The following is a 22,196-nucleotide window of genomic DNA, read 5'->3' as shown; positions in this document are numbered from 1 at the left end:
ATGCGAGCCCGCACCCGTGTCACGAGTGCCGTCACGGCCGGCGTCGCGCTCCTCGCGCTCTCCGGCTGCGGCGCCGCCGACATGACCAAGCAGGCGTCGCCGTACGCGAACGCCGCCGGAGCCAGGACCGTGACCCTCTCGGTCCAGTCCTGGGTGGGCGCGCAGGCGGACGTCGCCGTCGCCGAGTACCTGCTCAAGAACGAGCTGGGCTACCGCGTCGACAAGGTCCAGATCGACGAGGTGCCCGCCTGGGACGCCCTCAGCCAGGGCCGCGTCGACGCGATCATGGAGGACTGGGGCCACCCCGAGCAGGAGCAGCGGTACGTCAAGGACAAGAAGACGATCGTCCCCGGCGGCGACGTCGGCGTGACCGGGCACATCGGCTGGTACGTCCCCACGTACTTCGCCGAGAAGCACCCGGACGTCACGGACTGGAGGAACCTCAACAAGTACGCCGACCGGTTCCGCACCTCCGAGAGCGGCAGCAAGGGCCAGCTCATGGACGGCTCCCCGTCGTACGTGACCAACGACAAGGCGCTGGTCGCGAACCTGGACCTGGACTACGAGGTCGTCTTCGCCGGTTCCGAGGCCGCCCAGATCACCCAGATCGAACAGTTCGCCAAGCAGAAGAAGCCCTTCCTCACCTACTGGTACAAGCCCCAGTGGCTGTTCGAGAAGGTCCCCATGACGGAGGTGAAGCTCCCCGCCTACAAGGAGGGCTGCGACGCCGACCCTGCCAAGATCAAGTGTGCCTATCCGCACACGCCGCTCCAGAAGTACTTCAACGCCGACTTCGCGAAGAACGGCGGGAAGGCCGCGGAGTTCCTCCGGAAGTTCAGGTGGTCCGAGGCCGACCAGAACGAGGTCTCGCTCATGATCGCCGACAAGAAGATGTCGCCGGACGACGCGGCGAAGAAGTGGATCGACTCGAACGAGTCGAAGTGGAGGGCGTGGCTGCCCGAGTAGCAGCCCCCGTCGGCGCTGCGCGCCTCGTCCTCGAACGCCGGACGGGCTGAGAATTCAGTCCCTCCGGCGTTCGAGGAGCGGAGCCCCGGGTCCTACCTCAGCCCCTCCGCGATCCCCTTCAGCGCCGCCATCGCCCGATGGTGCAGCCCAGGGCCGAAAGTGACCCGTGACGCCCCCAGTTCCCCGAGCTCCTCGGGCGACGGCCCGTCCGGCAGATGCACCACGTTGAGGGGCGCGTCGATCGCGTCCCGCAGCGCGGGGATCACGTCGACCGGCGCCAGGATGACGTACACGCAGTCCGCCCCGGCCGCGAGATAGAGCCGGGCCCGCCGCACGGTCTCGTCCAGGTCCGCCACCCCGCGCACATACGTGTCGACGCGCGCGTTGACGAACAGCTCACCCCCGGCGACCTCCCGCACCGCGGCGAGGAAGTCGGCCTGCTCCCGGGCGTCCTTGAGGTTCCCCACGGATGTGCCCTCGCGCCCCCAGGAGTCCTCCAGGTTGCACCCGACGACCCCGGCGTCGAGCAGCCGCCCCACCAGCTGCCGCGCCGGAAGCCCGTACCCGTCCTCGACGTCCGCGCTGACCGGCACCGACACGGCCCGCGCGATCCGCCCCACGGCCTCGAACATCTCCCGGGGCGGCACGGACCCGTCGGCGTACCCGAGACAGGCGGCGACGCCCGCGCTCGGCGTGGCCAGCGCGGGGAACCCGGCCTCCTCGAAGACGCGGGCGCTGGACGCGTCCCACGGTCCGGGCAGGACGAGCGGATCGCCGGGCGCCCGGTCCCGGTGCAGCGCGCCGAACGCCGCGGCCGTGCCGGTCACTCGGCGGGCCGGTGCGCGGTCGAGCCCGGCGTGTAGTGGCCCGGCACCATGCGGGAGGTCACCGCGAACCGGTTCCAGCCGTTGATGAGGGTGATCGCCGCGATCAGGTGCGCCAGCTCGGTGTCGTCGAAGTGCTTCGCGGCCCGCTCGTACACGTCGTCGGGCACGAAGCCGTCGGTGAGGACGGTGACGGCCTCGGTCAGCTCGATGGCCGCGATCTCCTTGGCCGTGTAGAAGTGCTTGGACTCCTCCCAGGCGCTGAGCTGCACGATCCGCTCGACGCTCTCGCCCGCCGCGAGGGCGTCCTTGGAGTGCATGTCGATGCAGAACGCGCAGTGGTTGATCTGCGAGGCCCGCAGCTGCACCAGTTCGAAGACGACCGGGTCGACGCCCTTCTTCGCGGCGGTGGCGAGCCGGATCATGGCCTTGTACGCCTCCGGGGCGTGCCGGGCGATGTCGAGACGGGGCTGGTGCTCGGGAAGGCGCTCGTCGTCGCGGACCGTGCCGCTCCCGGTGCCGCTCCCTGTGCCGCGCACAGTGCTTTCGGTGCCGCTGTCGGTGTTCGTCATGCGTACGACGCTACGACCCGATTAGCCCAGGGGTATGGTCCATTCCCATGGAGGATTCCTGGGCCACTCTGGGTGTGGACCTGCACCTGGAGACCCCGGCCGCGGCGGCTTCCGGCGGCCCGCGTTCCGGTGGCCCGCGTTCCGGTGTCCGCAAGGGCCTCACCGACGCCCTGCGCGAGGCGGTGCGCGGGGGCCGCCTCGCTCCCGGCATCCGGCTGCCGTCGTCCCGCACCCTCGCCAAGGACCTCGGCGTCGCGCGCAACACCGTCGCCGACGCGTACGCGGACCTGGTCGCCGAGGGCTGGCTGACGGCGCGGCAGGGCTCCGGCACGCGGGTCGCCGAGCGTGCCGTGCCGGGTCCGGTGGCGCCCGCGCGCCCGCGCCGGACGGGCGGGGCACCGGCGTACGACCTGATGGCGGGCACCCCGGACGTGGCGTCGTTCCCGCGTGCGGAGTGGCTGAGGTCGGCCCGGCGCGCGCTCGCCGCCGCGCCCGCCGACGCCCTCGGCTACGGCGACCCGCGGGGCCGCGTCGAGCTGCGCACCGCGCTCGCCGCGTACCTCGCGCGCGCCCGCGGCGTCCACGCCGACCCCGACCGGATCGTCGTCGTGCCCGGCATCGCCCACGGCCTGAGCCTCCTCGGCACCCTCCTGCACGAGCAGGGCCTCGGGCGGATCGCCGTGGAGTCGTACGGCCTCGATCTGCACTGGGAGCGCCTGGCCCGCGCGGGCCTGCGCACCGTTCCGCTCGCCGTCGACGACTGCGGTGCCCGCACGGACGGCCTCACCGGCCACGGGGCGGCCCTGCTGACTCCCGCGCACCAGTTCCCCCTGGGGGTGCCGCTGCACCCCGACCGGCGGGCGGCGGCCGTCGACTGGGCGCGCCGTGCGGGCGGTCTGATCCTGGAGGACGACTACGACGGGGAGTTCCGGTACGACCGGCAGCCGGTCGGCGCGCTCCAGGGCCTCGACCCCGACCGGGTGATCTACCTGGGCACGGCCAGCAAGTCCCTGGCGCCCGGCCTGCGGCTCGCCTGGATGGTGCTGCCCGCCGCCCTGGCCCTCGATGCCGCCGAGCTCAAGGACGCCCTCGGGGCGGCCAGCAGCGCGCTCGACCAGGTGACGCTCGCGGAGTTCATGACGTCCGGCGCGTACGACCGTCATGTCCGGGCCGCCCGGCTGCGCTACCGGCGGCGGCGCGACCAGCTCGTCGCCGCCCTCGCCGAGCGAGCGCCCGAGGTCCGCGTCACCGGCATCGCGGCCGGGCTGCACGCCGTCCTCGGGCTCCCGCCCGGCAGCGAGCAGACGGTGGTCCAGGCCGCCCACTGGCAGCGCCTGGCCCTCCAGGGAGTGTCCCGCTTCCGGCATCCCGGGGCGACGGACCCGCTTCTGGACGCGCTGGTGGTCGGTTACGGCACGCCGTCGGACCATATGTGGGGGGCGGCGCTGGAGGCTTTGTGCAGGGCGCTGCCTTGAGGGTTCGGTCCGCGGTATCCAGCCCGCCCTCGCAATACCCAGCCCGCCCCGGCGAAGTTTTCAGCCCGTCCGGCGTTTGAGGACGAGGCGCGAAGCGCCGACAGGCCCTAGGGGCGCCCCTGCGAGGCCAGCCACTCCTCGAACGAGGTGGGCATGATCCGGGCGCCCGCGCCAGGAAGAAGGACGGGACCCGCCATCGAGGTCCCGAAGATCCCCTCCCAGGTGGGCACCAGCTCGACCTCCCCCTCCCTGCCCTGCGCGAGGAGCGTGCGACGCGCCATGTCGACGAGGTCCTGCGGACCTGGCCCGGCGACGTCGGCGTACCGCCCCTGCGGGTCGCCCACGGCGACCTCCGCCAGGACGGCGGCGACGTCCTCGGGCGCGACGGGCTGCACGAGCAGCGGCGCGATCGTGGCCCGCCCGTTCCGCTCGGTCCAGCCCGTCACCATCGCGGCGAAGTCGTGGAACTGCGTGGCCGGGACGATGCTCCACGGCACGGGGCCCTCGCCGACGAGGCGTTCCTGCTCGCGTTTGCCCGCGTAGTGGGCGTTGCCGTCGACGCGGTGGATTCCGACGATGGAAAGCAGGACGTGGTGGCGGACCCCGGCCCGTGCGCCGGCGGCCAGCAGGTTCCGGGTGGTCGTACCGAAGTACGCCACCGTCTCCTTCGGGTCGGTGGCCTTGCAGTTGGTGCTGTCGACGACCGCGTCGACCCCGGTCAGCGCCGCGTCGAGGCCCTCGCCGGTCATGAGGTCCACGCCGAGCGAGCGGCTGACGCGGACGGTCTCGTGTCCGTCCTTCTCGAGCGCGGCGACGGTACGGGCTCCGATGTTGCCGGTGGCCCCGGCGACGGCGATGCGCATGGCGATGCCTCTTCTCTCGACGTGTGCTGAACGCCAAGGACGCTATCTCGGACTAAATAGATCCGCAATATCCAAGATAAGCTGATGGCATGAAACTGCCTGTGAGCACGGAGTGGGTACTGCACTGCGCCACGTCGCTGGCCCAGTTGGAGCCCGGGGCCACCGCGTCCGCCGCGCAGCTCGCGCGGTACTACGACCTGCCGCAGGCGTATCTCGCGAAGCAGCTCCAGCCGCTGGTGAAGGCGGGCGTCCTCGCCGCGACGACCGGCCCACGGGGTGGTTTCCGCCTCGCCCGGCAGGCGGCCGAGATCACGATGCTCGATGTCGTCGAGGCCGTGGACGGTGCGTCGTCCCCGTACGAGTGCCGCGAGATCCGGCAGCAGGGGCGCGGGGCGCTCCCCCCTGAGGAGTGCCGGACGCCCTGCCTCATCGCCGCGAAGATGGCCGACGCGCACGCGGCCTGGCGCGGCAGTCTGGGGGGCGTGTCGCTGGCCGACCTGCTGGGTGAACTGCCGTCGTGGGTGCCCCGGCGGACCCGGCAACGCCTGACGGGAACCGGCTGATCGGTTGCGGCTGCGGCGCCTTCAGGCCCTCCCGGCCTCCGGGGCCTCCCGCCGAGCCGAGTGCGCAAAGCGTCCCAAGAGTCACGAAGCGGCCTTGGGGGAGGGGGTGCGAGGGAGACCGGCGGGGCCGCCCCTAAGGTGGGTCGCTGATCGCGTACGTACAAGTACGTGGCCGACGAGCGCGTGGCCGACGAGTACGTGGCCGACGTACGACACGGGGGAGTGTCACCAGGCATGGCAGAGGGACAGGCAGAGGTACAAGCAGAGGTACAAGCAGAGGTACAAGCAGAGGTACAGGCAGGGGCACGGAAGGACCCGGTGCCGGTGCGTCGGCGGCGGGTGCGGTCCAGCACCGTCGTCCTCGGATCCATGGGCGTGCTCGCGGCGGCCCTCACGTCCTGCGGCTCCGAGCCCGACAAGCGCTGTGTCGACCGGGACAGTTACGACGTGCTGACCGGCTACAAGATCGTGAACGGCAAGCTGTGCGGGACCGGTGGCTCCTCGTCCACGTCCCGCAAGGGCGGCGGTCACGGCACCGGCAGCACAGGCAGCACCGGCACTTCCGGCGGGCGGGTCGACGCCGCCTGGTACTACGACCCCGACGTCTCCGGCCGCTACGCCGACGACGGCACCTTCAGCCGCAGCGAAGCCGTGGACCGCGACGGCTTCGGCTGCTCGGGCTCCGGCGGCGGCTGACCGGCCCGGTACGGAAGAGCGCGCCATGGAACGCCGCACCACCACCCCGCGCCCCGGCTGGCAGCAGACGGTCGAGGAGCAGGGCCTCATCTACCCGCTGACCCGCCACCCCGACGGCGAACTGCGCCCGTACTGGGACGAGTCCGCGTACTACGTCTTCTCCCTGCCCGAGGTCGAGGCCCTGGAGGAGGTCGTCGAGGAGCTCCACACCATGTGCCTGGCCGCGGCGGCGCACATCGTCGAGCACGACCGCCTCGCCGACCTCGGCATCACGGAACCGCACCTCGCTTCCCTGGTGACGGAGGCGTGGCGCCGCAGGGACGAACTCCCCTCCCTGTACGGCCGGTTCGACCTGCGGTACGACGGCAGCGGGGCGCCCGCCAAGCTCCTCGAATACAACGCCGACACCCCGACCTCCCTCGTGGAGGCGGCGAGCCCGCAGTGGTTCTGGATGGAGGAGCGCTTCCCGGGCGCCGACCAGTGGAACTCCCTCCACGAGCGCCTCGTCGACGCCTGGCGGAAGCAGGCCCCGCTGCTGCCGCCCGGCAGCCCCCTCTACTTCGCGCACTCCGCGGGCGACGAACTCGGCGAGGACCTGATGACGGTCGCGTATCTGCGCGAGACCGCCGACCAGGCGGGCCTCGCCACGGACGCCATCTCCGTGGAGGACATCGGCTGGGACCGCCTCTCGCGCCGCTTCGTCGACAAGAAGCTCCGCTTCATCCGCTCCTGCTTCAAGCTGTACCCCTGGGAGTGGCTGACGACGGACCGCTTCGCGCCGTACGTCCTGGAGACCCTCGACAACGGCGGCGGTACGGGGACGACGCTGTGGATCGAGCCCGCCTGGAAGATGCTGCTCTCCAACAAGGCGCTCCTCGCGGTGCTGTGGGAGCTGTACCCCGGGCACCCGAACCTCCTCGCCGCCCACCTCGACGGGCCGCGCGACCTCGCCACGACCACCGGGTACGTGGCGAAGCCGCTGCTCGGCAGGGAGGGCGCGGGCGTGACGGTCCACGAGCCGGGCCTCCCGCCCTCCGGGCCGCCCCGCCGGGAACCCTGCTGCTACCAGGAGCTGGCGCCCCTGCCCGACTTCGACGGCAACCGTGTCGTGCTCGGCGCGTGGGTCGTCGAGGACGAGGCGGCGGGGCTCGGCATCCGGGAGTCGTCGGGGCTCGTGACGGACGAGTACGCGCGGTTCCTGCCGCACGTGATCCTCTGACGCCCGGCCGCTCCTTCCGCGCGCCGCCCCCCTGGGAACCAACCACCCCCCCACACACACCCAGAACCAACCCCCCCCACACCCAGAACACAGGATCAGGAAACAGATGAGCAGCACTCAGCGCACGACCCAGTACCGTCGGCGCCTCGGCCTCGTGGCCGTCGCCGGCCTCACCGCCGTCTGTCTCGCCGCGTGCGGCAGCGGCTCCGGCAAGAAGAGCAGGTCCCACGGGTCCGGCGGAGCCGCGGGCGCGTCGGAGTCGAGCGCGGCGCCGAAGGGCCTCAAGCTCGGGCAGGCCGGCCCGGTGCAGGAGATCAGCAAGTACAAGAAGACCGGCGAGTTCTCCCTCACGCCGACGAAGGTCGCCCTCGGCAAGCCGGAGGACCTCGACGAGCTGAACGACAAGAAGAAGTACAAGGATCTGAAGGTCGCCTGGATCTACGTCAAGGCCCAGCACGTCGGCGGCTCCGCCGTGAAGGAGCCGACGGTGATGAGCGACGTGAGCGGTGAGACGTCCGCCGGCAGGCCCGCGACGAAGTTCATCCTCATCGGCGACCTCTCCAGCCGCCCCACCGACTGCGTCGGCAACGACGGCCGGAAGAGCCTGGAGGGCGACGACATCTGGAAGAAGGGCGAGACGCGCACGGTGTGCGAGCCGTACCTGATCCCGGCGGACGCGACGCTCAAGGCGGTGACGTACTCGCAGGGGTTCTACAAGGAGCCGATCAAGTGGGCGGTGCGCTAGCGCCGCCTTCAGGCCCTGCCGCCAGGCCTTGTGACCACCGCAATCCAAGCCGCGGAGCGCGAGGCCCGGCAAACAACAGGTGAGCACGAACGCACAACCAGCGGTTGTGCGGAGGGAGCTAGGCTTGCGGTGTGGATCTCAACGCCGTACGCACCTTCGTCGCCACCGCCGACACCGGGCAGTTCCAGGAGGCCGCCGTCGAACTGGGCGTCACCCAGCAGGCCGTGTCCAAGCGGGTGGCCGCACTGGAGAAGGACCTCGGGGTGCGGCTGTTCGACCGCACACCCCGGGGCGCGCGGATCACCATCGACGGGCAGGCGTTCCTGCCGCACGCCCGCGCGCTGCTCCTGGCCGAGGAGCGCGCGATGGCGTCCGTGCAGCCGGGGAGCCGGGCGCTGCGCGTCGACGTGGTGGGCCGCAGGGTCGCCACGGCCGGGCTGCTGCGGGACTTCCACCGGGCGCACCCGGAGACCGACCTTGACGTCGTGACCCTCTTCGGCGTCGACGCGGCGGTCGCCGCGCTCCAGTCGGGGGCGATCGACGCGACGTTCCGTGCGGTCACCATGCCGGGCAGTGAGCTGCCCGACGACATCGAGGCGGTACCCGTACTCGACGAGCCGATGAGCCTGTTCACCGGCCCGGCCCACGAGTTCGCGGGGGCCCGCTCGATCACCCCGGCGCAGCTCGCCGGGCACCGGATCTGGATGCCGGGCAACACGTCCGGGACGGAGTGGGCGGCGTACTACGACGAGTTCGCCGCCGTGTTCGGCTTCACCGTCGACGTCGTCGGCCCGAGCCCGCACTTCGGCATCGAGTCGCTGCTCGACACGATCGCGGACTCGGCGACCCTGTCCACGTTCCTGAGCGACCGCACCCCACTGGTGTGGCCCGCGGGCCATGACCTGCGCCTGATCCCCCTACGGAACCCGACGCCCGTCTACCCGCACTGTCTGCTCTGGCACAAGGACAACGCGCACCCCGGCGTCGCCGCGCTGCGCGAGCACCTCCTCGCCGCCCGGCGGGACCGCGCGGCCGGGGAGCCCGCGGAGACCTGGCGCCCGTCCTGGGCCACGTATCAGCCCAGGTAGCAGGCCGAGACGTAGCCGACCACACCCGTCCGCTTGTTCTGCACCAGCTGCCACGCCACCGTGTTGCTGCCGTCCGGACACTGCACGCGCGGGCCCGGGTCGGCCTGGTACCAGTACGCGCAGTCGCCCTGGTTCGCCCAGCCGACGTGGCTGCCGCCGGGGCGGTTGCGCATGTGGATGGCGGTGCCCCTGAAGTCGGTGTGGGGGCCGCCGGTCTCGCACGCGGCGAGGCGGGTGGCGGGAGCCTCGGGGGTCGTCGGGGTCGCGCTCGCGTGCCCCGCCGTGAAGGGGGTCAGGAGCAGGGCGGCACCCGCCAGGGCCGTGGCCGCAGTCGTTCGCTTCATCATGAACGCAACGGTCCCGAACGAGGCAGGGCGCCGACAAGGCGCCACGACCCGCACCTGCCTACGCGTGGGAGTGACCCACCCCGCCGCACGCCCCCTTCCGTCCACGGTCGCGCCCCCTGCCCGGGTTCAGGGCACGAGCCCGTCGAGGTCGATGTCGACGGGGAAGGGGACCGCGGTCGCCAACCGGCTCCGGTGGATGCCGGTGGCCACGTAGGCGCTGGTCATGACGTCGAGCTCGTAGGTGTGGACGGACGGGGAGCCGGCCTCGTCCTCGATGCGCCAGAAGTGCGGGATCTTGGCCTGCGCGTACTTGAAGGGCTTCAGGGACCGGTCGCGGTCGGCGGACTCCTCCGAGACGACCTCGATGACCAGGGTGACGTCCTCGGGCGCGTACCACGTGCGGTCCGGGTCGTACGGGGCGGTGGTGACCAGGATGTCCGGCTCGGGGCGGCTCTTCTTGTCGAGGCGGACGGTCATCTCCCGCTCGGCCTCCGAACCGGCGGGTGCCGCCTGCCGCAGGGCGAACGTCAGGTTCTCCACAAGCCGCGAGTGCCAGGACCGCTGCGGTGCCCTGAAGATCAGGGCTCCGTCGATGAGTTCGGTGTGCCGTGGAGCCCGGGGGAGGTGGTCGAGGTCGTCGGCTTCCCAGCCGCTCGGTCTGGGCGGAGCCATCCAGCCAGGGGGGCCGGTGGTCACGGTTCCCTCCGGGCGCGTCACTGTGCGGTGGCGGTGTGCCCCGCCCGTGCGTTCGCTTACTTCGCGTGACGGGCTATGAAGTCCGCCCAGGCGGTGGGCGTGAGGGTGAGGCGGGGGCCGTCGGGGTTCTTGGAGTCGCGGATGTGGACGGTGGAGGGGGTTGGGGCCACCTCGACGCACTCGGGACCGTCGCCCGTGCTGTGGGTGCTCTTGTGCCAGCCCACTTCCACGCACTCGGGGCCGTCGGCGGTGCTGTAACTGCTCTTGCGCCAGGCCACCTCGACGCATGACGGCCCGTCGGCCGTGCTGTAGCTGCTCTTGATCCACTCCAGCGTCATTGCTGCCCTTTCATCTTGTCGATGAGGCACTGTGACTCCTCTGGTGCGTGCGGGAAGCTATTTCACGTGTTCGAGGAAGCTGACCCAGGAGCTGGCTGTGACGGTGAGGTGGCGGGCCTCAGGGGTCTTCGAGTCGCGTATGCAGACGCTGCTGAGGGTTGTGGCGACTTCAAGGCAGGCCGGGCCGTCGTCCGTGCTGTGACTGCTCTTGCGCCAGCCCACTTCTACGCAGTCGGGACCATCGTCCGAGCTGTAACTGCTCTTGCGCCAGGCCACCTCGACGCAGTCCGCTCCGTCGGCCGTGCTGTAGCTGCTCTTGAACCACTCCGGTGTCATGCCTCTCCCCGCAGTTTGTCGATAAAAGCGAGCGACTCCCGAGGCCTGAGGGCCTGCGCCCGGATCATGCCATAGCGCACGTCGAGGATCTGGACCTCTTTCGGGTCGGAGATCACCCGGCTGGTGAGCTGGGCTTCGCTGTGCGCGACTGTGCTGCCGTCCTTCAGCTTGAACAGCTTGAACGGCCCACTCAGGCCTGCGTTCTCTTCCAGATCCAGGGGGAGGACTTGGAGATTCACATTGCGCAACCGGGCGAGCTGCAACAGGTGTTCGAGCTGTGCTTGCCTGACCATTGTGCCCCCGAGGGTGCGTCGGAGAGTCGACTCGCACTGGACGAAGCTGAATACGGGCGACGACTTCGACGCGTCGATGATCGCAGTCCGTGCCATCCGTGCTGCCAGGCGTGTGTCCAACTCGTCCTGAGAGAAGGGCGGTCGTCGACACCCAAACACCGCTGCCGCGTAGCCGGGGGTTTGCAGTAGCCCTTCGATGACGGAGTTGTTGTAGGCGCACACCTCGACGGACCTGGCTTCCAGCTTGGCCAAGTCCCGGACGCGCCGGGGGTACCGGGCCCTCTCCGCGTCAGGCTTGAACGACCGCAGCTGACCCCCCGCCCCCAACACCTCATCGGCCCGGTCCAAGAACTCAGGGCGAGGAATCCGCGCCCCGCGCTCCACCTTGTGGATCAGATTCTCCCCGTACCCCATCCGCTCACCGAACTGCACGGCCCGCAGCCCCGCCGCCTCCCGCCAGAACTTGATCTGCCGACCGATCAGCGCAGCGACCGCGCTCGACTCGTCGTCGGCGTCAACCTCCCAGCCGATGTCGTCGTCCATAGTCACGGCGGACCTCCCCAGGACACGGGTACGGCCGGTACGAGTCGGCTCAGGACCGTACAGTCACCGTACGCACAGGCATCATCACTGTTCAGGCTAAGCGCCAGCGACCACGCTGAGTCACGTGAAATCAGAAATCACCCGAACCGTGCGTTCCGCAGGAATTGAGCTGCGCTGCAGCACCCAGTTGCCCTCCACGTGGAGGGGAGCTCGCAGGGCGAGGCAGCTCGCGGTGGAACAGCTTCGTGACTGGGAGGTGCCGTGCGAGGACGCGGAGCAGATCGTCGCCGAGTTGGCGGCCAACGCCGTCGCGTACGGCAAGGTTCCCGTGCGGGACTTCCGGCTGACGCTCACCGCGAGGGTGGGCGGCGTGCTGCGGATCGAGGTCGCTGACACGCGGGGTGACCGGCTGCCCGTCGTGCGGGAGCCGGACGAGGGGGCCGAGTCGGGCCGGGGGCTCGTGATCGTTGCCGCGCTGGCCGACCGGTGGGGCGTGGAGCAGGGGCCACAACCGCTCAAGACGGTGTGGGCGGAGCTGGACGGCGAGCGGTGACGGCACGGCTGGACGGCGGAGCCCAGAAGGGGAGGAGGCCCCGCCGCCGGTCTGACGGGCAGCAGCGTGGTGCTAGCCGAACTGCACGCTGTGCGGGAGGGCGCCGGTGAAAGTGGCGGACTGGCCGGGGCGCAGGGTGCGGCGGGGCTCCTCGCAGCCGTGGTCCGAGTAGATGGTGGCGCGGGTGTCGGTCTGGTTGGAGGCCTTCGTGGCGCCGCCCTGGACCAGGAGCCGGCACTCGCCGTTGGCGGGGTTGTCCATCTCCAGGTCGCCCGCGTCGCGCGAGGTGTAGAAGAACGTTCCGGTCGCGGCGGCGTGGGCGCTGCTGGCGGGCAGGGCCGTGAAGACGGCCAGCGCGGCAGCGGCGGCCAGGGCCGCGCGAGCCAGGCGGGGCGATGCCCTGCCTGTGGCGGTGGCCGTGCCGGTGGTGGTGGGCCTGCCCGGGGCGGTGGTCGTGCGTGCGGTGGTGGTCATGCGTGCCACCGTCGCGGACCGGTGGTCGCGGGTGCCAGGGCGCACGGACGCTCGGGACGGGGGAGGTGAGGCGGGCCGCGGGGTGCGCGGCACGCCCCCGCCCCGCACGAGCCCCTGGCGCACCCCGTCAGCTCCCTCATCCGGGTGAGTACGGCATATGGGGACATGGGGGCGGGAAGCTCAAGGCCTGTTGTTCTCCGCTCTCTGCGAAAGGACCGCGCGCATGCGCATCCGCACCGGCCTGGTCGCCACCGTCGGCGCCCTGATCCTCCTCGTCGGACTGTCCGCGTCGGCCTTCGCGGCCGAGGGGCAGTTCCAGTACACGTACAGCGGGCTCGACGGCCGCCCGCAGGTCGCCGTGCTCGACGACCCGCGGACCTGGGTGTGCCACACGCTGCCGGAGGTCGGGGACCCGGGGTCCAGTTCCCCGGCGCACTCGCCGCGCAACAGGACCGACGACCGCGCCAGGGTCTTCACGGAGCCGGGCTGCACGGGCGATTCGTTCGTCCTGCGGCCGCACACCGGCTACGGCAGCGAACGCCTCAAGCTCCGTTCGGTGGTGTTCTTCTGAGGGGTGTACTCCTGAGGGGTGTTTCCCTGATGTGCGCGGAGTACGGGCTTCATCCGCGTTGTGCTCGGTACGCGTCCGCGATCTCGTCCGACGTCGTCACCCACACGGACGGGTGGCCGACCACGTACTCCAGGGCCTGGTCCAGGTACTTCGCGCGGAACGCCTGACCGATGACGAAGGGGTGCAGGGCCAGCGGCAGCACGCGTCCGCTGCCGTCGGCCTCTGCTTCCGCCGCCAACTGGTCGACCTGGTCCTTCAGTATCCGGACGAAGTCCGGGCCCGAGGTGGCCTTGCCGACGAACAGGGTGATGTCGTTCAGCTCCACCGAGTACGGGACGCTCAGCAGGCCCGGCACATGGGTGGGGAAGGGCTGGTCGTCCGCCGTCCAGTCGAGGACGTAGTCGAGGCCGAGCTCCCGCACCAGGCGAGGGGTGTGGAAGGTCTCCGTGAGCCCCGGCCCCATCCAGCCGCGCGGGCGCACCCCGGTCGTCCGCTCGATCGTCCCCACCACGTCCTTGAGGTACGCCCGCTCCTCGTCCTCCGTCATGTCCGCCTGGAAGGTCGAGTTGTTCTTGCCGTGCGCGAGCCACGCCCAACCCCGCTCCCGCCCCGCCTCGATTATCTGCGGATACCGCTCACCAACATCCGCGTTAAGTAGAACGCTCGCTTTAATCCCGTGCTGGTCCAGTGTCCTCAGCGTGCGCCAGAAGCCGACCCGCGCCCCGTAGTCCCGCCAGCCGTAGTTGAGCGGGTCCGGGGTGAGGTGCGAGGTGCCCGCGAAGATGCTGGTCGCGGGCTTGTCGACCTCGAAGTGCTCCACGTTCAGACCGACGTAGAAGGCGACCCGCTTGCCCTCCGGCCAGCGGATCGGCTCCCGGCCGACGATGGGGCTGTAGTCGTAGAGCTCGTTGTCCATGACGCTCACCTCGTACGAAGTCGTGTGCGGCCGAATACGGACATGATCGAACCTTCACACTGGTGTGAGGGTCAAGCGGGGCTGCCGGTCACTTCGTCGAGCGCCCCGTCGAGGACCTTGAACGCCCCCTCGCCCACGCTCAGCGCCTCGTACACGTACCGCACCACCACCCGCTCCGCCCGCATCCCGCAGAACTGGGAGACGCCCTTGCGGAACACCCGCGTCACCACGTCCTCCCAGCCGAGCTCGGCGAACTGCGCCTCGTCGTAGCTGACCAGGCCGAGCCACAGCATCCGCTTGTCGACCAGCAGCTTGTCCTCGCGGCCGTACGCGAAGCCGTTGTTCCACACCCGGTCGATCCAGCCCTTGAGGAGCGCGGGAAGGCCGAACCACCACAGCGGGAAGACGACCACGATCACGTCCGCGTCCGCCACGCGCCGCATGTGCGCCCGGACTTCGGGCGAGTACTCCTTGTGCGGGTCGTCCCAGTCCGGTTCGTCGGCCGGTGTCATCCGGGGGTCGAAGCCCTCGGCCTCCAGGTCCAGGAGGTCGACGGCGTGGCCCGCCGCCGTCAGGCGGTCACGGGCGTGCCGGGCCAGCTGGGCGGTCAGCGAGTCGGACCGGGGGTGGCCCGTGACCAGCAGGACCTTCAGCCTCGCCGCCATCACTTCGCCCCGTCCACGAGCTTGACCAGCATCTTGCCGGTGTTGGCGCCGCGCAGGACGCCGAGGAGGGCGTCCGGTGCCGCGGTGATGCCCTCGACGACGGTCTGCTCGGTGCGCAGCGTCCCGGCCGCGATCATGGCTGACGCCGTCGCGATCCACTCCGGGAACAGGTCGAGATGGCTGGTGACGAGCATGCCGCGCAGGGTCGCCTCCTGCTTCGCGGCCTGAAGGAGGTTGTTCGGGCCGGGCACGGGCGCGGTGGCGTTGTACTCGCCGAGCCCGCCGACCAGCGCGATGCGCCCGTTGCGGCGGATGGCGCCGATCCCGGCCTGGAGGTGGCCGCCGCCGACGTTGTCGAAGTAGACGTCGATGCCGTCGGGCGCCGCCTGCGCGAGCTGCTCGTCGAGCGCGCCCTGACGGTAGTCGAGCGCCGCGTCGTACCCGAACGTGTCAAGCAGCTTCTTCGTCTTCCCGGGGCCGCCCGCCGAACCGATCACCCGGGACGCGCCGAGCGCCCGCGCCACCTGGCCCGCCACACTGCCGACCGCGCCCGCCGCCGCCGACACGAACACCACGTCCCCCTCGCGGACCGGGGCGATCCGCTTCAGTGTCGCGTACGCCGTGAGGCCCGTGGCCCCTAGCGGTCCCATATATGCCGAGGCGGGTGCGGCCGTCGTGTCGATCACCGTGACGTCGGCGGCGTCGAGCACCGCGTACTCCCGCCAGCCGGCGAAGTGCGAGACGCTCGCGCCCACCGGCACGTCCGGCGAGCCCGACGCGACGACCTCGCCGACGGCGCTGCCCTCCAGGGGCGCGCCGAGCTCGAACGGCGCGATGTAGGAGGGGACGTCGTCCATGCGGCCCCGCATGTACGGGTCCACGGACATCCAGGTGTTGCGGACCAGGACCCGACCGTCGGCCACGGTGTCCGGGACCTCGGTGGTGACCAGTTCGAAGTCGGAGGGGGAGGGGAAGCCGACCGGGCGGGCGGCGAGACGGTATTCGCGTGAGCTTGGCATGTCGTGTTCCTCGGCTGGTGCGCTCGTACCGCGTTCCCGCGGCCTGACGAGGAACAAGGTGCCGCAGGCCGCGCACGGATCACCGACGGACCACTGACGGTCCACGCACGACGCGCTGTGCGCGGCTCCGACGGCGCGGGTCCGATTACGGTGGCCCCATGCGATTCGAGGTGCTCGGCCCACTCACGGTGCGTACGGACGACGGAACGCCCGTCCCCGTACCGGAGGCGAAGGTGCGCACCCTCCTGGCCGCCCTGCTCGTCCGCGCTCCCCATCCCGCGCCGGTGGACGCCCTGGTCGAGGACCTGTGGGGCGGTACGCGGGTCCCGGCCAACCCCGCCAACTCCCTCCAGACCAAGGTCTCCCAGCTGCGCCGCGCCCTCGCCGTCGAACCGGGCGGCCGGGACCTCGTGACATACGGCCCGGCGGGCTACGCCCTGCGGATCGCCGCCGACGCCACCGACGCGGCCCGCTTCACGACCGCCCTGACTTCCGCCGCGTACGAGAGCGTCGCTGCGGACGGCGGCGTGACCGCGTACGACGGCGCCACCGCGGACCCCCGCGCCCGCGCCGCCCTCCTCACCGACGCGCTCGCCCTGTGGCGGGGCCCCGCCTACGCCGACTTCCGCGACGCGGACTTCGCACGGACCGCCGCCGCCCGCCTGGAGGAGCAGCACCTCACCGCCCACGAGACGCTCGCCGAACTCCGCCTCGGCCTCGGGGAACACGCCGCCCTCGCCGACGGACTCGCCGGCCTGGTGGCCCGCCACCCGCTGCGCGAGCGGCTGCGCGCGGCCCATCTGCGCGCGCTGTACGGGGCGGGGCGGCCGAGCGAGGCCCTCGCCGCGTACGAGGACCTGCGCGTCCGCCTCGCCGACGAACTCGGCACCGACCCCGGCCCCGAACTCACCGCCCTGCACGGGGCGATGCTCCGTCAGGACGCGGGCCTGGAGCCGCGCCCGACGGCGCTGACAACTCCTCCGCTGCCCGTGGCGCCCGTGGCGCCCGTGGTGCCTGCCGTCGCCGAACCCCCGCGCACCAATCTCCCCGCCCCTGTCTCCGGACTCGTCGGCCGCGCCGACGCCGTCATCCGCGTACGCGAACTCGCGCGCCGCGAACGCCTGGTGACCCTCACCGGCCCCGGGGGCGTCGGCAAGACCCGCCTCGCCCTGGAGGCGGCGGCGGGCCTCGCCGAGGACTTCCCGGACGGGGTGTGGCTGGTGGAGCTGGCGGGGACGACGGGGGAGGGGGTGGCGGAGGCCGTGGCAGTCGCGTTGGGCATCCGGGAGGATGGTTCAGCCCGTCCGGCGTTCGAGGACGAGGCCGAAGGCCGACAGGGGGGCCCGGGGACGCAGCCCCCGGTTTCGGGGAGGGGCAGGCCCGGTGAGCCCCCGGCGGGGCTCACCACCACAGGCGAGCCGCCCCCCACCGCAGGGCTCACCCGAACCCTCGCCCCCCACCACGCCCTGCTCCTCCTGGACAACTGCGAACACGTCCTGGACGCCACCGCCCCCCTCGTCGCCCACCTCCTCCGCCACGCCCCCCACCTGCACATCCTCGCGACCAGCCAGGAACCCCTCGCCCTGACGGGCGAGACCCTGGAGGCCGTCGCGCCCCTCGGAGAGGACGAGGCGGTGCGCCTGTTCGCCGAGCGCGCCGCGGCCACCGCACCCGGCTTCGCCCTCGACGACGGCAACCGCGAGGCCGTCGCGCTCATCTGCCGCCGCCTGGACGGCATACCCCTCGCCGTCGAACTGGCGGCGACCCGCGTCCGCGCCCTCGGTGTGCACGACCTCGCGGACCGGCTGCACGACCGCTTCCGCCTCCTCAACCAGGTGCGGCGCGACGCCCCGGCCCGGCAGCGCACCCTCCGGGCGATGATCGACTGGAGCTGGGAGCTGCTCGGCCCGCAGGAGAGGCGCGCGCTGCGCCGACTCGCCGTCTTCCGGGGCGGCTTCACGCTGGAGAGCGCGGAGGAGGTACTGGGGCCCGCGCGGGATCCGGGACCCGCCCGGGAGCCGCGGCCCGCCCGTGCGGCGGAGCCGGACGCCGAAGACGTCCTCGACCTCGTCGCACGCCTGGTCGACCGCTCCCTGCTCGCCACCGCCCCCCAGACGCAGGGCGCGCCGCTCCGCCACCGCCTGCTGGAGTCCGTCGCCGAGTACAGCCTCGAACGGCTCGGTGAGGCGGGCGAGTCGAAGGAACTCGCGCGCCGGCACGCCCTGCACTACGCCGAGCTCGCCGAGCGGGCCGCCCCCGCCCTGCACGGCCGCGACCAGCGACGCTGGCTGCACCGACTCGACGCCGAGACCGTGAACCTGCGCGCCGCCCTCGACTGGGCCGCCGCCGACGGGGACGCCGCGCTTGCGCTGCGCCTCGTCAACGCCCAGACCTGGTACTGGTACCTGCGGGGCCGCCTCACCGAAGCCATCCGCTCCCTGGTCCTCGCCCTGGACCTCGGCACCGACGCCCCGGCCCCGGCCACCGCCCGAGCCTCCGCCGCCACCGCCCGCGGTGCCTTCTCCCTGCTCGTCGGCGAGGACGAGTGCGCGTACGGGGCCGTCTGCGCCCAGGACACCAGCGGCGCGAACGCCCGCTCCCGCTGGCTCCTCGCCTTCGCGCGCTGCGGCCACGACCGGTCGCCGGAGGAGGCGCGGCGCATCGACGGGCTGCTCGCCGAGTTCCGCGCGCAGGGCGACCGCTGGGGCGAGGCCGCCGCGCTCGCCACCCGCTCGGTCCGCGCCCTGTACGGCGGCAACCTCGTGGGCCTGCGCAGCGACGCCGAGCGCAGCGCCGCGCTCTACGAGGAACTCGGCGACCGCTGGGGGCAGTTCCAGTCCGCGGAACTGCTCGGCGTGCTCGCCGAGATCACCGCCGACTACGACGAGGCCGCCCGGTTGCAGCGCGACGGCATGCGCGGCGCCGAGGAGCTGGAACTGTGGACCGAGGTCTCCTTCCGGCTCTCCCGGCTCGGCCGCATCGCGCTGCTCACCGGCGAACCCGGCCGCGCCGACGAGTACCACGAGCGGGCCGCCCGCCTGGCCGTGCAGCAGTCGCACCGGCCCGCGCAGCAGTTCGCCGAGACGGGCCTCGCCCTCGGTGCCCGCCGCCGCGGCGACCTGGACACCGCCGAGCGCCTGCTACTGCCCTGGCTGGACTTCAACCGGCGCTTCGGCATCGCCTCCGGCGCCGCGCTCGTCCTCGCCCAGCTCGGGTACGTCGCCGAGCAGCGCGGCGACGCCGCGCGCGCGGAGTCCCTGCACCGGGAGGGCCTCGACGCGGCCCGGGGCACCGGCGACAACCGGGCCGTGGCTCTGGCCCTCGAAGGCCTGGCGGGCGCCCGCTCCCTGGCGGGCGACCACCTGGCCGCCGCCGCGCTCCTCGGCGAGGCCGCCGCGCTGCGCCGGGCCGAGGGCGCCCCGCTGCCCCCGGCCGAACGCACCGACGTGGACCGCGCCACCGCCCGCTCCCGCACGGCCGTCGGCCCGACCGCGTTCCAAACGGCGTACGACACGGCGTACGAGAAGACGTACGGGACGACGGAGACGCCGTACGAGAAGACGTACGAGAAGACGTACGAGAAGACGGAGACGCCGTACGAGAAGGCCTACGGCGGTTAGCCGAGCACCGCCCGGAGCTGGTCCAGGCCCCAGTCCAGATCCTCCTTGCTGATCACCAGCGGCGGCGCGATCCGGATCGTCGAACCGTGGGTGTCCTTCACCAGGACCCCGCGGTCGAGGAGCTTCTCGGAGATCTCCCGGCCGGTGCCGTGCGCCGGGTCGACGTCGACGCCCGCCCACAGGCCGCGCCCCCGGACCCCGGTGACCTTGCCCGTGCCCACGAGCAGGTTCAGCTCCGCGTGCAGATGGTCGCCCAGCTCCGTGGCGCGCTGCTGGAACTCGCCGGACTCCAGCATGGCGACGACTTCGAGGCCCACCGCGCACGCCAGCGGATTGCCGCCGAACGTCGACCCGTGCTCGCCCGGCCTGAACACCCCGAGCACGCCGGTGTCCGCCACCACCGCCGACACCGGCACCACACCGCCGCCCAGTGCCTTGCCGAGCAGGTACACGTCCGGCACCACGCCCTCGTGCTCGCACGCGAACGTCCGGCCGGTCCGGCCGAGCCCCGACTGGATCTCGTCCGCGACGAACAGGACGTTCCGGTCGCGGGTCAGCTCCCGTACGCCGGAGAGATAGCCGGGCGGGGGCACGAGGACGCCCGCCTCGCCCTGGATCGGCTCCAGGAGCACCGCCACCGTGTCGTCCGTGACCGCCTCGCGCAGCGCCGCGAGGTCGCCGTACGGCACGATGTCGAAGCCCGGCGTGTACGGGCCGTAGTCCGCGCGGGCCTCGGGGTCCGTGGAGAAGCTGACGACGGTCGTCGTACGGCCGTGGAAGTTGTCCCTGGCCACCACGATCCTGGCGCGGCCGTCCGGCACGCCCTTGACGCGGTACCCCCACTTCCTGGCGGTCTTCACGGCCGTCTCCACGGCCTCCGCGCCCGTGTTCATCGGCAGCACCATCTCCTTGCCGCACAGCTCCGCGAGGCGCGCACAGAACTCCGCGAAGCGGTCGTGGTGGAATGCGCGGGACGTGAGCGTCACCCGGTCGAGCTGTCTCTTCGCCGCGTCGATCAGGCGCGGGTTGCCGTGCCCGAAGTTGAGCGCCGAGTACCCGGCGAGCATGTCGAGGTACCTGCGGCCCTCGACGTCCGTCATCCACGCGCCCTGCGCGGAGGCGACGACGAGCGGCAGGGGGTGGTAGTTGTGCGCGCTGTGCGCTTCGGCCGAGGCGATGAGTTCTTCCGTAGCAGTCACGGGTTCTCCGTTTCTCGCGGTGCCGGGGTCTCCCTCCCCATCGTCACTCGCATTCTGGACGAAGGAAGCCGCCGGAGCGGCGTGACCGTTAACCTGGCCCAGACAGCACGGCGACTGGCGCACAGGGAATCGACCCTGAGGGAGCCGTGCGAGGCAACACCTTCGAGGTGCCGCCCGCCTGGGCACCCCGGGACCCGACCGGACACCATCACCGCTCGCCCCGGAGGACGCCATGAGCCGTTCCCAGCACCCCGCCCTCACCGCCGCCGACCCCGAACTCGCCGCCCTCGTCGACGCCGAGGAGCAGCTCCAGGCCGACACGCTCCGCCTGATCCCCAGCGAGAACTACGTCTCCGCCGCCGTCCTCGAAGCCTCCGGCACCGTCCTGCAGAACAAGTACAGCGAGGGCTATCCGGGCCGCCGCTACTACGAGGGCCAGCAGAACATCGACCAGGTCGAGCGCCTCGCCGCAGGCCGCGCCAAGGCCCTCTTCGGCACCGACCACGCCAACGTCCAGCCCTACTCCGGCTCCCCGGCCAATCTCGCCGTCTATCTGGCCTTCGCCGAGCCCGGCGACACGGTGATGGGGATGGCCCTGCCCATGGGCGGCCATCTCACCCACGGCTGGGGCGTCTCGGCCACCGGCAAGTGGTTCCGCGGTGTGCAGTACGGAGTGCGGCGGGACACCGGCCTCATCGACTTCGACGCGGTACGGGAACTCGCCCTCGCGGAGCGGCCGAAGCTGATCTTCTGCGGGGGCACCGCGCTGCCCCGCACCATCGACTTCGCCGCCTTCGCCGAGATCGCCCGGGAGGCGGGGGCCGTCCTGGTCGCCGACATCGCCCACATCGCGGGCCTGGTCGCCGGGGGCGCCCACCCCTCGCCGGTGCCGTACGCCGACGTGGTCTCCACGACCACCCACAAGACGCTGCGCGGGCCGCGCGGTGCGATGCTCCTGGCCCGCGAGGAGCACGCCAAGGCCATCGACAAGGCCGTCTTCCCCGGACTCCAGGGCGGCCCCCACAACCAGACCACCGCCGCCATCGCCGTCGCCCTGCACGAAGCGGCGCAGCCCGCCTTCCGCGACTACGCGGGCGCCGTCGTCGCCAACGCCAAGGCCCTCGCCGAGGCTTTGCTCGCCCGCGGCTTCGACCTGGTCTCCGGCGGTACCGACAACCATCTGATCCTGATGGACCTCACCCCCAAGGAGGTCCCCGGCAAGATCGCCGCGAAGGCCCTCGACCGGGCCGGGATCGTCGTCAACCACAACACCGTCCCCTACGACCAGCGGAAGCCGTTCGACCCCTCAGGCGTCCGCATCGGCACCCCCTCCCTCACCTCCCGCGGCCTCGGCGCCGCCCATATGGACACCGTCGCCGACTGGATCGACCGCGCGGTCCGCGCTGCGGGAACCGGCGACGAGGACGCCCTGCGCAAGATCCGCGCCGAGGTGACCGACCTGATGTCCGCCTTCCCGGCCCCCGGGCTGCCGGTGGACTGACCCTTACCGGGGGCCCGGCGGCGCCCGCACGGCCGCCGGGCCGCTCCCCGCACTGTGTTCCTCGTCTCATCGGCGACGGCGGAACCCGCCGCCGCACACGCACCAGTTCCCGAC

The 22,196-nt window shown here is 72.1% G+C and carries 24 protein-coding genes and 1 riboswitch; of the genes, 11 read left to right on the top strand and 13 right to left on the bottom strand.

Going from position 1 to position 22,196, the window contains the following annotated elements; all coding sequences use genetic code 11:
• On the top strand, positions 1–966 hold the full coding sequence (locus GPA10_RS02210; RefSeq protein ID WP_157163959.1) for an ABC transporter substrate-binding protein: 966 nt from the start codon (positions 1–3) through the stop codon (positions 964–966).
• Between the two features lie 92 nt (positions 967–1,058).
• On the opposite strand, the gene GPA10_RS02205 is transcribed toward GPA10_RS02210, so the two are convergent.
• Both GPA10_RS02205 and GPA10_RS02200 read right to left on the bottom strand, forming a co-directional pair.
• Entirely contained in the window at positions 1,059–1,793 is a 735-nt protein-coding gene (locus GPA10_RS02205; RefSeq protein ID WP_343040208.1) for an isocitrate lyase/PEP mutase family protein, read from the bottom strand.
• Complete coding sequence (locus GPA10_RS02200; RefSeq protein ID WP_157163958.1) at positions 1,790–2,362, bottom strand: carboxymuconolactone decarboxylase family protein; 573 nt, start codon at positions 2,360–2,362, stop codon at positions 1,790–1,792. The genes GPA10_RS02205 and GPA10_RS02200 overlap by 4 nt, the downstream gene beginning before the upstream one ends.
• 47 nt (positions 2,363–2,409) lie before the next feature.
• Between GPA10_RS02200 and pdxR the strand changes: the two genes are divergently transcribed.
• Positions 2,410–3,837 carry a MocR-like pyridoxine biosynthesis transcription factor PdxR gene (pdxR, locus tag GPA10_RS02195; RefSeq protein ID WP_157163957.1) on the top strand — a complete coding sequence of 476 codons (1,428 nt, stop codon included), beginning with the start codon at positions 2,410–2,412 and terminating at the stop codon, positions 3,835–3,837.
• Positions 3,838–3,944: 107 nt separating this feature from the next.
• Here pdxR and GPA10_RS02190 read toward each other — a convergent pair whose 3' ends face one another.
• The gene (locus GPA10_RS02190; protein WP_157163956.1) at positions 3,945–4,700 is read right to left on the bottom strand and encodes an SDR family oxidoreductase; all 756 of its coding nucleotides are present in this window, start codon (positions 4,698–4,700) and stop codon (positions 3,945–3,947) included.
• Between the two features lie 89 nt (positions 4,701–4,789).
• Between GPA10_RS02190 and GPA10_RS02185 the strand changes: the two genes are divergently transcribed.
• From GPA10_RS02185 to GPA10_RS02165, 5 genes are all read left to right on the top strand, one after another.
• On the top strand, positions 4,790–5,263 hold the full coding sequence (locus GPA10_RS02185) for an RrF2 family transcriptional regulator (protein WP_058848210.1): 474 nt from the start codon (positions 4,790–4,792) through the stop codon (positions 5,261–5,263).
• Between the two features lie 318 nt (positions 5,264–5,581).
• The gene (locus tag GPA10_RS02180) at positions 5,582–5,959 is read left to right on the top strand and encodes a hypothetical protein (protein ID WP_343040205.1); all 378 of its coding nucleotides are present in this window, start codon (positions 5,582–5,584) and stop codon (positions 5,957–5,959) included.
• 25 nt (positions 5,960–5,984) lie between these two features.
• Positions 5,985–7,178, top strand: a complete 1,194-nt coding sequence (locus GPA10_RS02175; protein ID WP_157163955.1) for a glutathionylspermidine synthase family protein — start codon at positions 5,985–5,987, stop codon at positions 7,176–7,178.
• 106 nt (positions 7,179–7,284) lie between these two features.
• Entirely contained in the window at positions 7,285–7,923 is a 639-nt protein-coding gene (locus tag GPA10_RS02170; RefSeq protein WP_157163954.1) for a hypothetical protein, read from the top strand.
• Positions 7,924–8,054: 131 nt separating this feature from the next.
• Positions 8,055–9,011: a LysR family transcriptional regulator gene (locus GPA10_RS02165; RefSeq protein WP_343040203.1), complete on the top strand. Its 957-nt coding sequence runs from the start codon at positions 8,055–8,057 to the stop codon at positions 9,009–9,011.
• Here GPA10_RS02165 and GPA10_RS02160 read toward each other — a convergent pair.
• The 5 genes from GPA10_RS02160 to GPA10_RS02140 form a co-directional block, all read right to left on the bottom strand.
• The gene (locus GPA10_RS02160) at positions 8,999–9,358 is read right to left on the bottom strand and encodes a hypothetical protein (protein ID WP_157163953.1); all 360 of its coding nucleotides are present in this window, start codon (positions 9,356–9,358) and stop codon (positions 8,999–9,001) included. The two genes, GPA10_RS02165 and GPA10_RS02160, sit on opposite strands and share 13 nt — an antisense overlap.
• Positions 9,359–9,484: 126 nt before the next feature.
• Positions 9,485–10,030, bottom strand: coding sequence for a Uma2 family endonuclease (locus GPA10_RS02155; protein WP_157163952.1), 546 nt, complete (start codon positions 10,028–10,030; stop codon positions 9,485–9,487).
• Between the two features lie 80 nt (positions 10,031–10,110).
• Entirely contained in the window at positions 10,111–10,392 is a 282-nt protein-coding gene (locus GPA10_RS02150; protein ID WP_157163951.1) for a DUF397 domain-containing protein, read from the bottom strand.
• Between the two features lie 57 nt (positions 10,393–10,449).
• Positions 10,450–10,728, bottom strand: a complete 279-nt coding sequence (locus tag GPA10_RS02145; protein ID WP_157163950.1) for a DUF397 domain-containing protein — start codon at positions 10,726–10,728, stop codon at positions 10,450–10,452.
• Positions 10,725–11,564, bottom strand: a complete 840-nt coding sequence (locus tag GPA10_RS02140; RefSeq protein WP_157163949.1) for a helix-turn-helix domain-containing protein — start codon at positions 11,562–11,564, stop codon at positions 10,725–10,727. Before GPA10_RS02140 ends, GPA10_RS02145 begins: the two co-directional genes overlap by 4 nt.
• A gap of 124 nt (positions 11,565–11,688) precedes the next feature.
• Here GPA10_RS02140 and GPA10_RS02135 point away from each other — a divergent pair, with 124 nt between their 5' ends.
• Entirely contained in the window at positions 11,689–12,117 is a 429-nt protein-coding gene (locus GPA10_RS02135; RefSeq protein ID WP_425505641.1) for an ATP-binding protein, read from the top strand.
• Between the two features lie 72 nt (positions 12,118–12,189).
• Here GPA10_RS02135 and GPA10_RS02130 read toward each other — a convergent pair whose 3' ends face one another.
• Entirely contained in the window at positions 12,190–12,591 is a 402-nt protein-coding gene (locus GPA10_RS02130) for a hypothetical protein (protein ID WP_157163948.1), read from the bottom strand.
• A gap of 223 nt (positions 12,592–12,814) precedes the next feature.
• Here GPA10_RS02130 and GPA10_RS02125 point away from each other — a divergent pair, with 223 nt between their 5' ends.
• Entirely contained in the window at positions 12,815–13,162 is a 348-nt protein-coding gene (locus GPA10_RS02125) for a hypothetical protein (RefSeq protein ID WP_157163947.1), read from the top strand.
• 49 nt (positions 13,163–13,211) lie between these two features.
• Here GPA10_RS02125 and GPA10_RS02120 read toward each other — a convergent pair whose 3' ends face one another.
• From GPA10_RS02120 to GPA10_RS02110, 3 genes are all read right to left on the bottom strand, one after another.
• Positions 13,212–14,078 carry a polysaccharide deacetylase family protein gene (locus tag GPA10_RS02120; protein WP_157163946.1) on the bottom strand — a complete coding sequence of 289 codons (867 nt, stop codon included), beginning with the start codon at positions 14,076–14,078 and terminating at the stop codon, positions 13,212–13,214.
• Positions 14,079–14,149: 71 nt separating this feature from the next.
• Complete coding sequence (locus GPA10_RS02115; protein ID WP_058848221.1) at positions 14,150–14,743, bottom strand: NAD(P)H oxidoreductase; 594 nt, start codon at positions 14,741–14,743, stop codon at positions 14,150–14,152.
• Positions 14,743–15,762 (bottom strand): NADP-dependent oxidoreductase, encoded by a 1,020-nt coding sequence (locus GPA10_RS02110; RefSeq protein WP_157163945.1) that lies wholly within the window; start codon positions 15,760–15,762, stop codon positions 14,743–14,745. Before GPA10_RS02110 ends, GPA10_RS02115 begins: the two co-directional genes overlap by 1 nt.
• Before the next feature lie 158 nt (positions 15,763–15,920).
• Here GPA10_RS02110 and GPA10_RS43295 point away from each other — a divergent pair, with 158 nt between their 5' ends.
• Entirely contained in the window at positions 15,921–19,382 is a 3,462-nt protein-coding gene (locus GPA10_RS43295; protein WP_157163944.1) for an AfsR/SARP family transcriptional regulator, read from the top strand.
• On the opposite strand, the gene rocD is transcribed toward GPA10_RS43295, so the two are convergent.
• The gene (gene rocD / locus GPA10_RS02100) at positions 19,379–20,581 is read right to left on the bottom strand and encodes an ornithine--oxo-acid transaminase (RefSeq protein WP_343040202.1); all 1,203 of its coding nucleotides are present in this window, start codon (positions 20,579–20,581) and stop codon (positions 19,379–19,381) included. The two genes, GPA10_RS43295 and rocD, sit on opposite strands and share 4 nt — an antisense overlap.
• Before the next feature lie 100 nt (positions 20,582–20,681).
• Positions 20,682–20,772: riboswitch (ZMP/ZTP riboswitch) on the top strand.
• A gap of 41 nt (positions 20,773–20,813) precedes the next feature.
• Between rocD and GPA10_RS02095 the strand changes: the two genes are divergently transcribed.
• Complete coding sequence (locus GPA10_RS02095; RefSeq protein WP_157163943.1) at positions 20,814–22,082, top strand: serine hydroxymethyltransferase; 1,269 nt, start codon at positions 20,814–20,816, stop codon at positions 22,080–22,082.
• The last annotated feature ends 114 nt before the right edge of the window (positions 22,083–22,196 follow it).

Origin of the sequence: Streptomyces typhae (genome assembly GCF_009755605.1) — a bacterium.
GTDB lineage: Bacteria > Actinomycetota > Actinomycetes > Streptomycetales > Streptomycetaceae > Streptomyces > Streptomyces typhae.
The sequence above is the reverse complement of the archived record's forward strand: the minus strand, read 5'-3'. Positions and strand labels throughout refer to the sequence as shown.

Bases quoted from the DNA above. Each gene is read 5' to 3' on its own strand.
- GPA10_RS02110 (WP_157163945.1), bottom strand. From the start codon at position 15,762: ATGCCAAGCTCACGCGAATACCGTCTCGCCGCCCGCCCGGTCGGCTTC.
- GPA10_RS02120 (WP_157163946.1), bottom strand. From the start codon at position 14,078: ATGGACAACGAGCTCTACGACTACAGCCCCATCGTCGGCCGGGAGCCG.
- GPA10_RS43295 (WP_157163944.1), top strand. From the start codon at position 15,921: ATGCGATTCGAGGTGCTCGGCCCACTCACGGTGCGTACGGACGACGGA.
- GPA10_RS02190 (WP_157163956.1), bottom strand. From the start codon at position 4,700: ATGCGCATCGCCGTCGCCGGGGCCACCGGCAACATCGGAGCCCGTACC.
- GPA10_RS02175 (WP_157163955.1), top strand. From the start codon at position 5,985: ATGGAACGCCGCACCACCACCCCGCGCCCCGGCTGGCAGCAGACGGTC.
- GPA10_RS02155 (WP_157163952.1), bottom strand. From the start codon at position 10,030: ATGGCTCCGCCCAGACCGAGCGGCTGGGAAGCCGACGACCTCGACCAC.
- pdxR (WP_157163957.1), top strand. From the start codon at position 2,410: ATGGAGGATTCCTGGGCCACTCTGGGTGTGGACCTGCACCTGGAGACC.
- GPA10_RS02115 (WP_058848221.1), bottom strand. From the start codon at position 14,743: ATGGCGGCGAGGCTGAAGGTCCTGCTGGTCACGGGCCACCCCCGGTCC.
- GPA10_RS02150 (WP_157163951.1), bottom strand. From the start codon at position 10,392: ATGACGCTGGAGTGGATCAAGAGCAGCTACAGCACGGCCGACGGGCCG.
- GPA10_RS02125 (WP_157163947.1), top strand. From the start codon at position 12,815: ATGCGCATCCGCACCGGCCTGGTCGCCACCGTCGGCGCCCTGATCCTC.
- GPA10_RS02145 (WP_157163950.1), bottom strand. From the start codon at position 10,728: ATGACACCGGAGTGGTTCAAGAGCAGCTACAGCACGGCCGACGGAGCG.
- GPA10_RS02200 (WP_157163958.1), bottom strand. From the start codon at position 2,362: ATGACGAACACCGACAGCGGCACCGAAAGCACTGTGCGCGGCACAGGG.
- GPA10_RS02160 (WP_157163953.1), bottom strand. From the start codon at position 9,358: ATGATGAAGCGAACGACTGCGGCCACGGCCCTGGCGGGTGCCGCCCTG.
- GPA10_RS02140 (WP_157163949.1), bottom strand. From the start codon at position 11,564: ATGGACGACGACATCGGCTGGGAGGTTGACGCCGACGACGAGTCGAGC.
- GPA10_RS02130 (WP_157163948.1), bottom strand. From the start codon at position 12,591: ATGACCACCACCGCACGCACGACCACCGCCCCGGGCAGGCCCACCACC.
- GPA10_RS02170 (WP_157163954.1), top strand. From the start codon at position 7,285: ATGAGCAGCACTCAGCGCACGACCCAGTACCGTCGGCGCCTCGGCCTC.
- GPA10_RS02210 (WP_157163959.1), top strand. From the start codon at position 1: ATGCGAGCCCGCACCCGTGTCACGAGTGCCGTCACGGCCGGCGTCGCG.
- GPA10_RS02185 (WP_058848210.1), top strand. From the start codon at position 4,790: ATGAAACTGCCTGTGAGCACGGAGTGGGTACTGCACTGCGCCACGTCG.
- GPA10_RS02095 (WP_157163943.1), top strand. From the start codon at position 20,814: ATGAGCCGTTCCCAGCACCCCGCCCTCACCGCCGCCGACCCCGAACTC.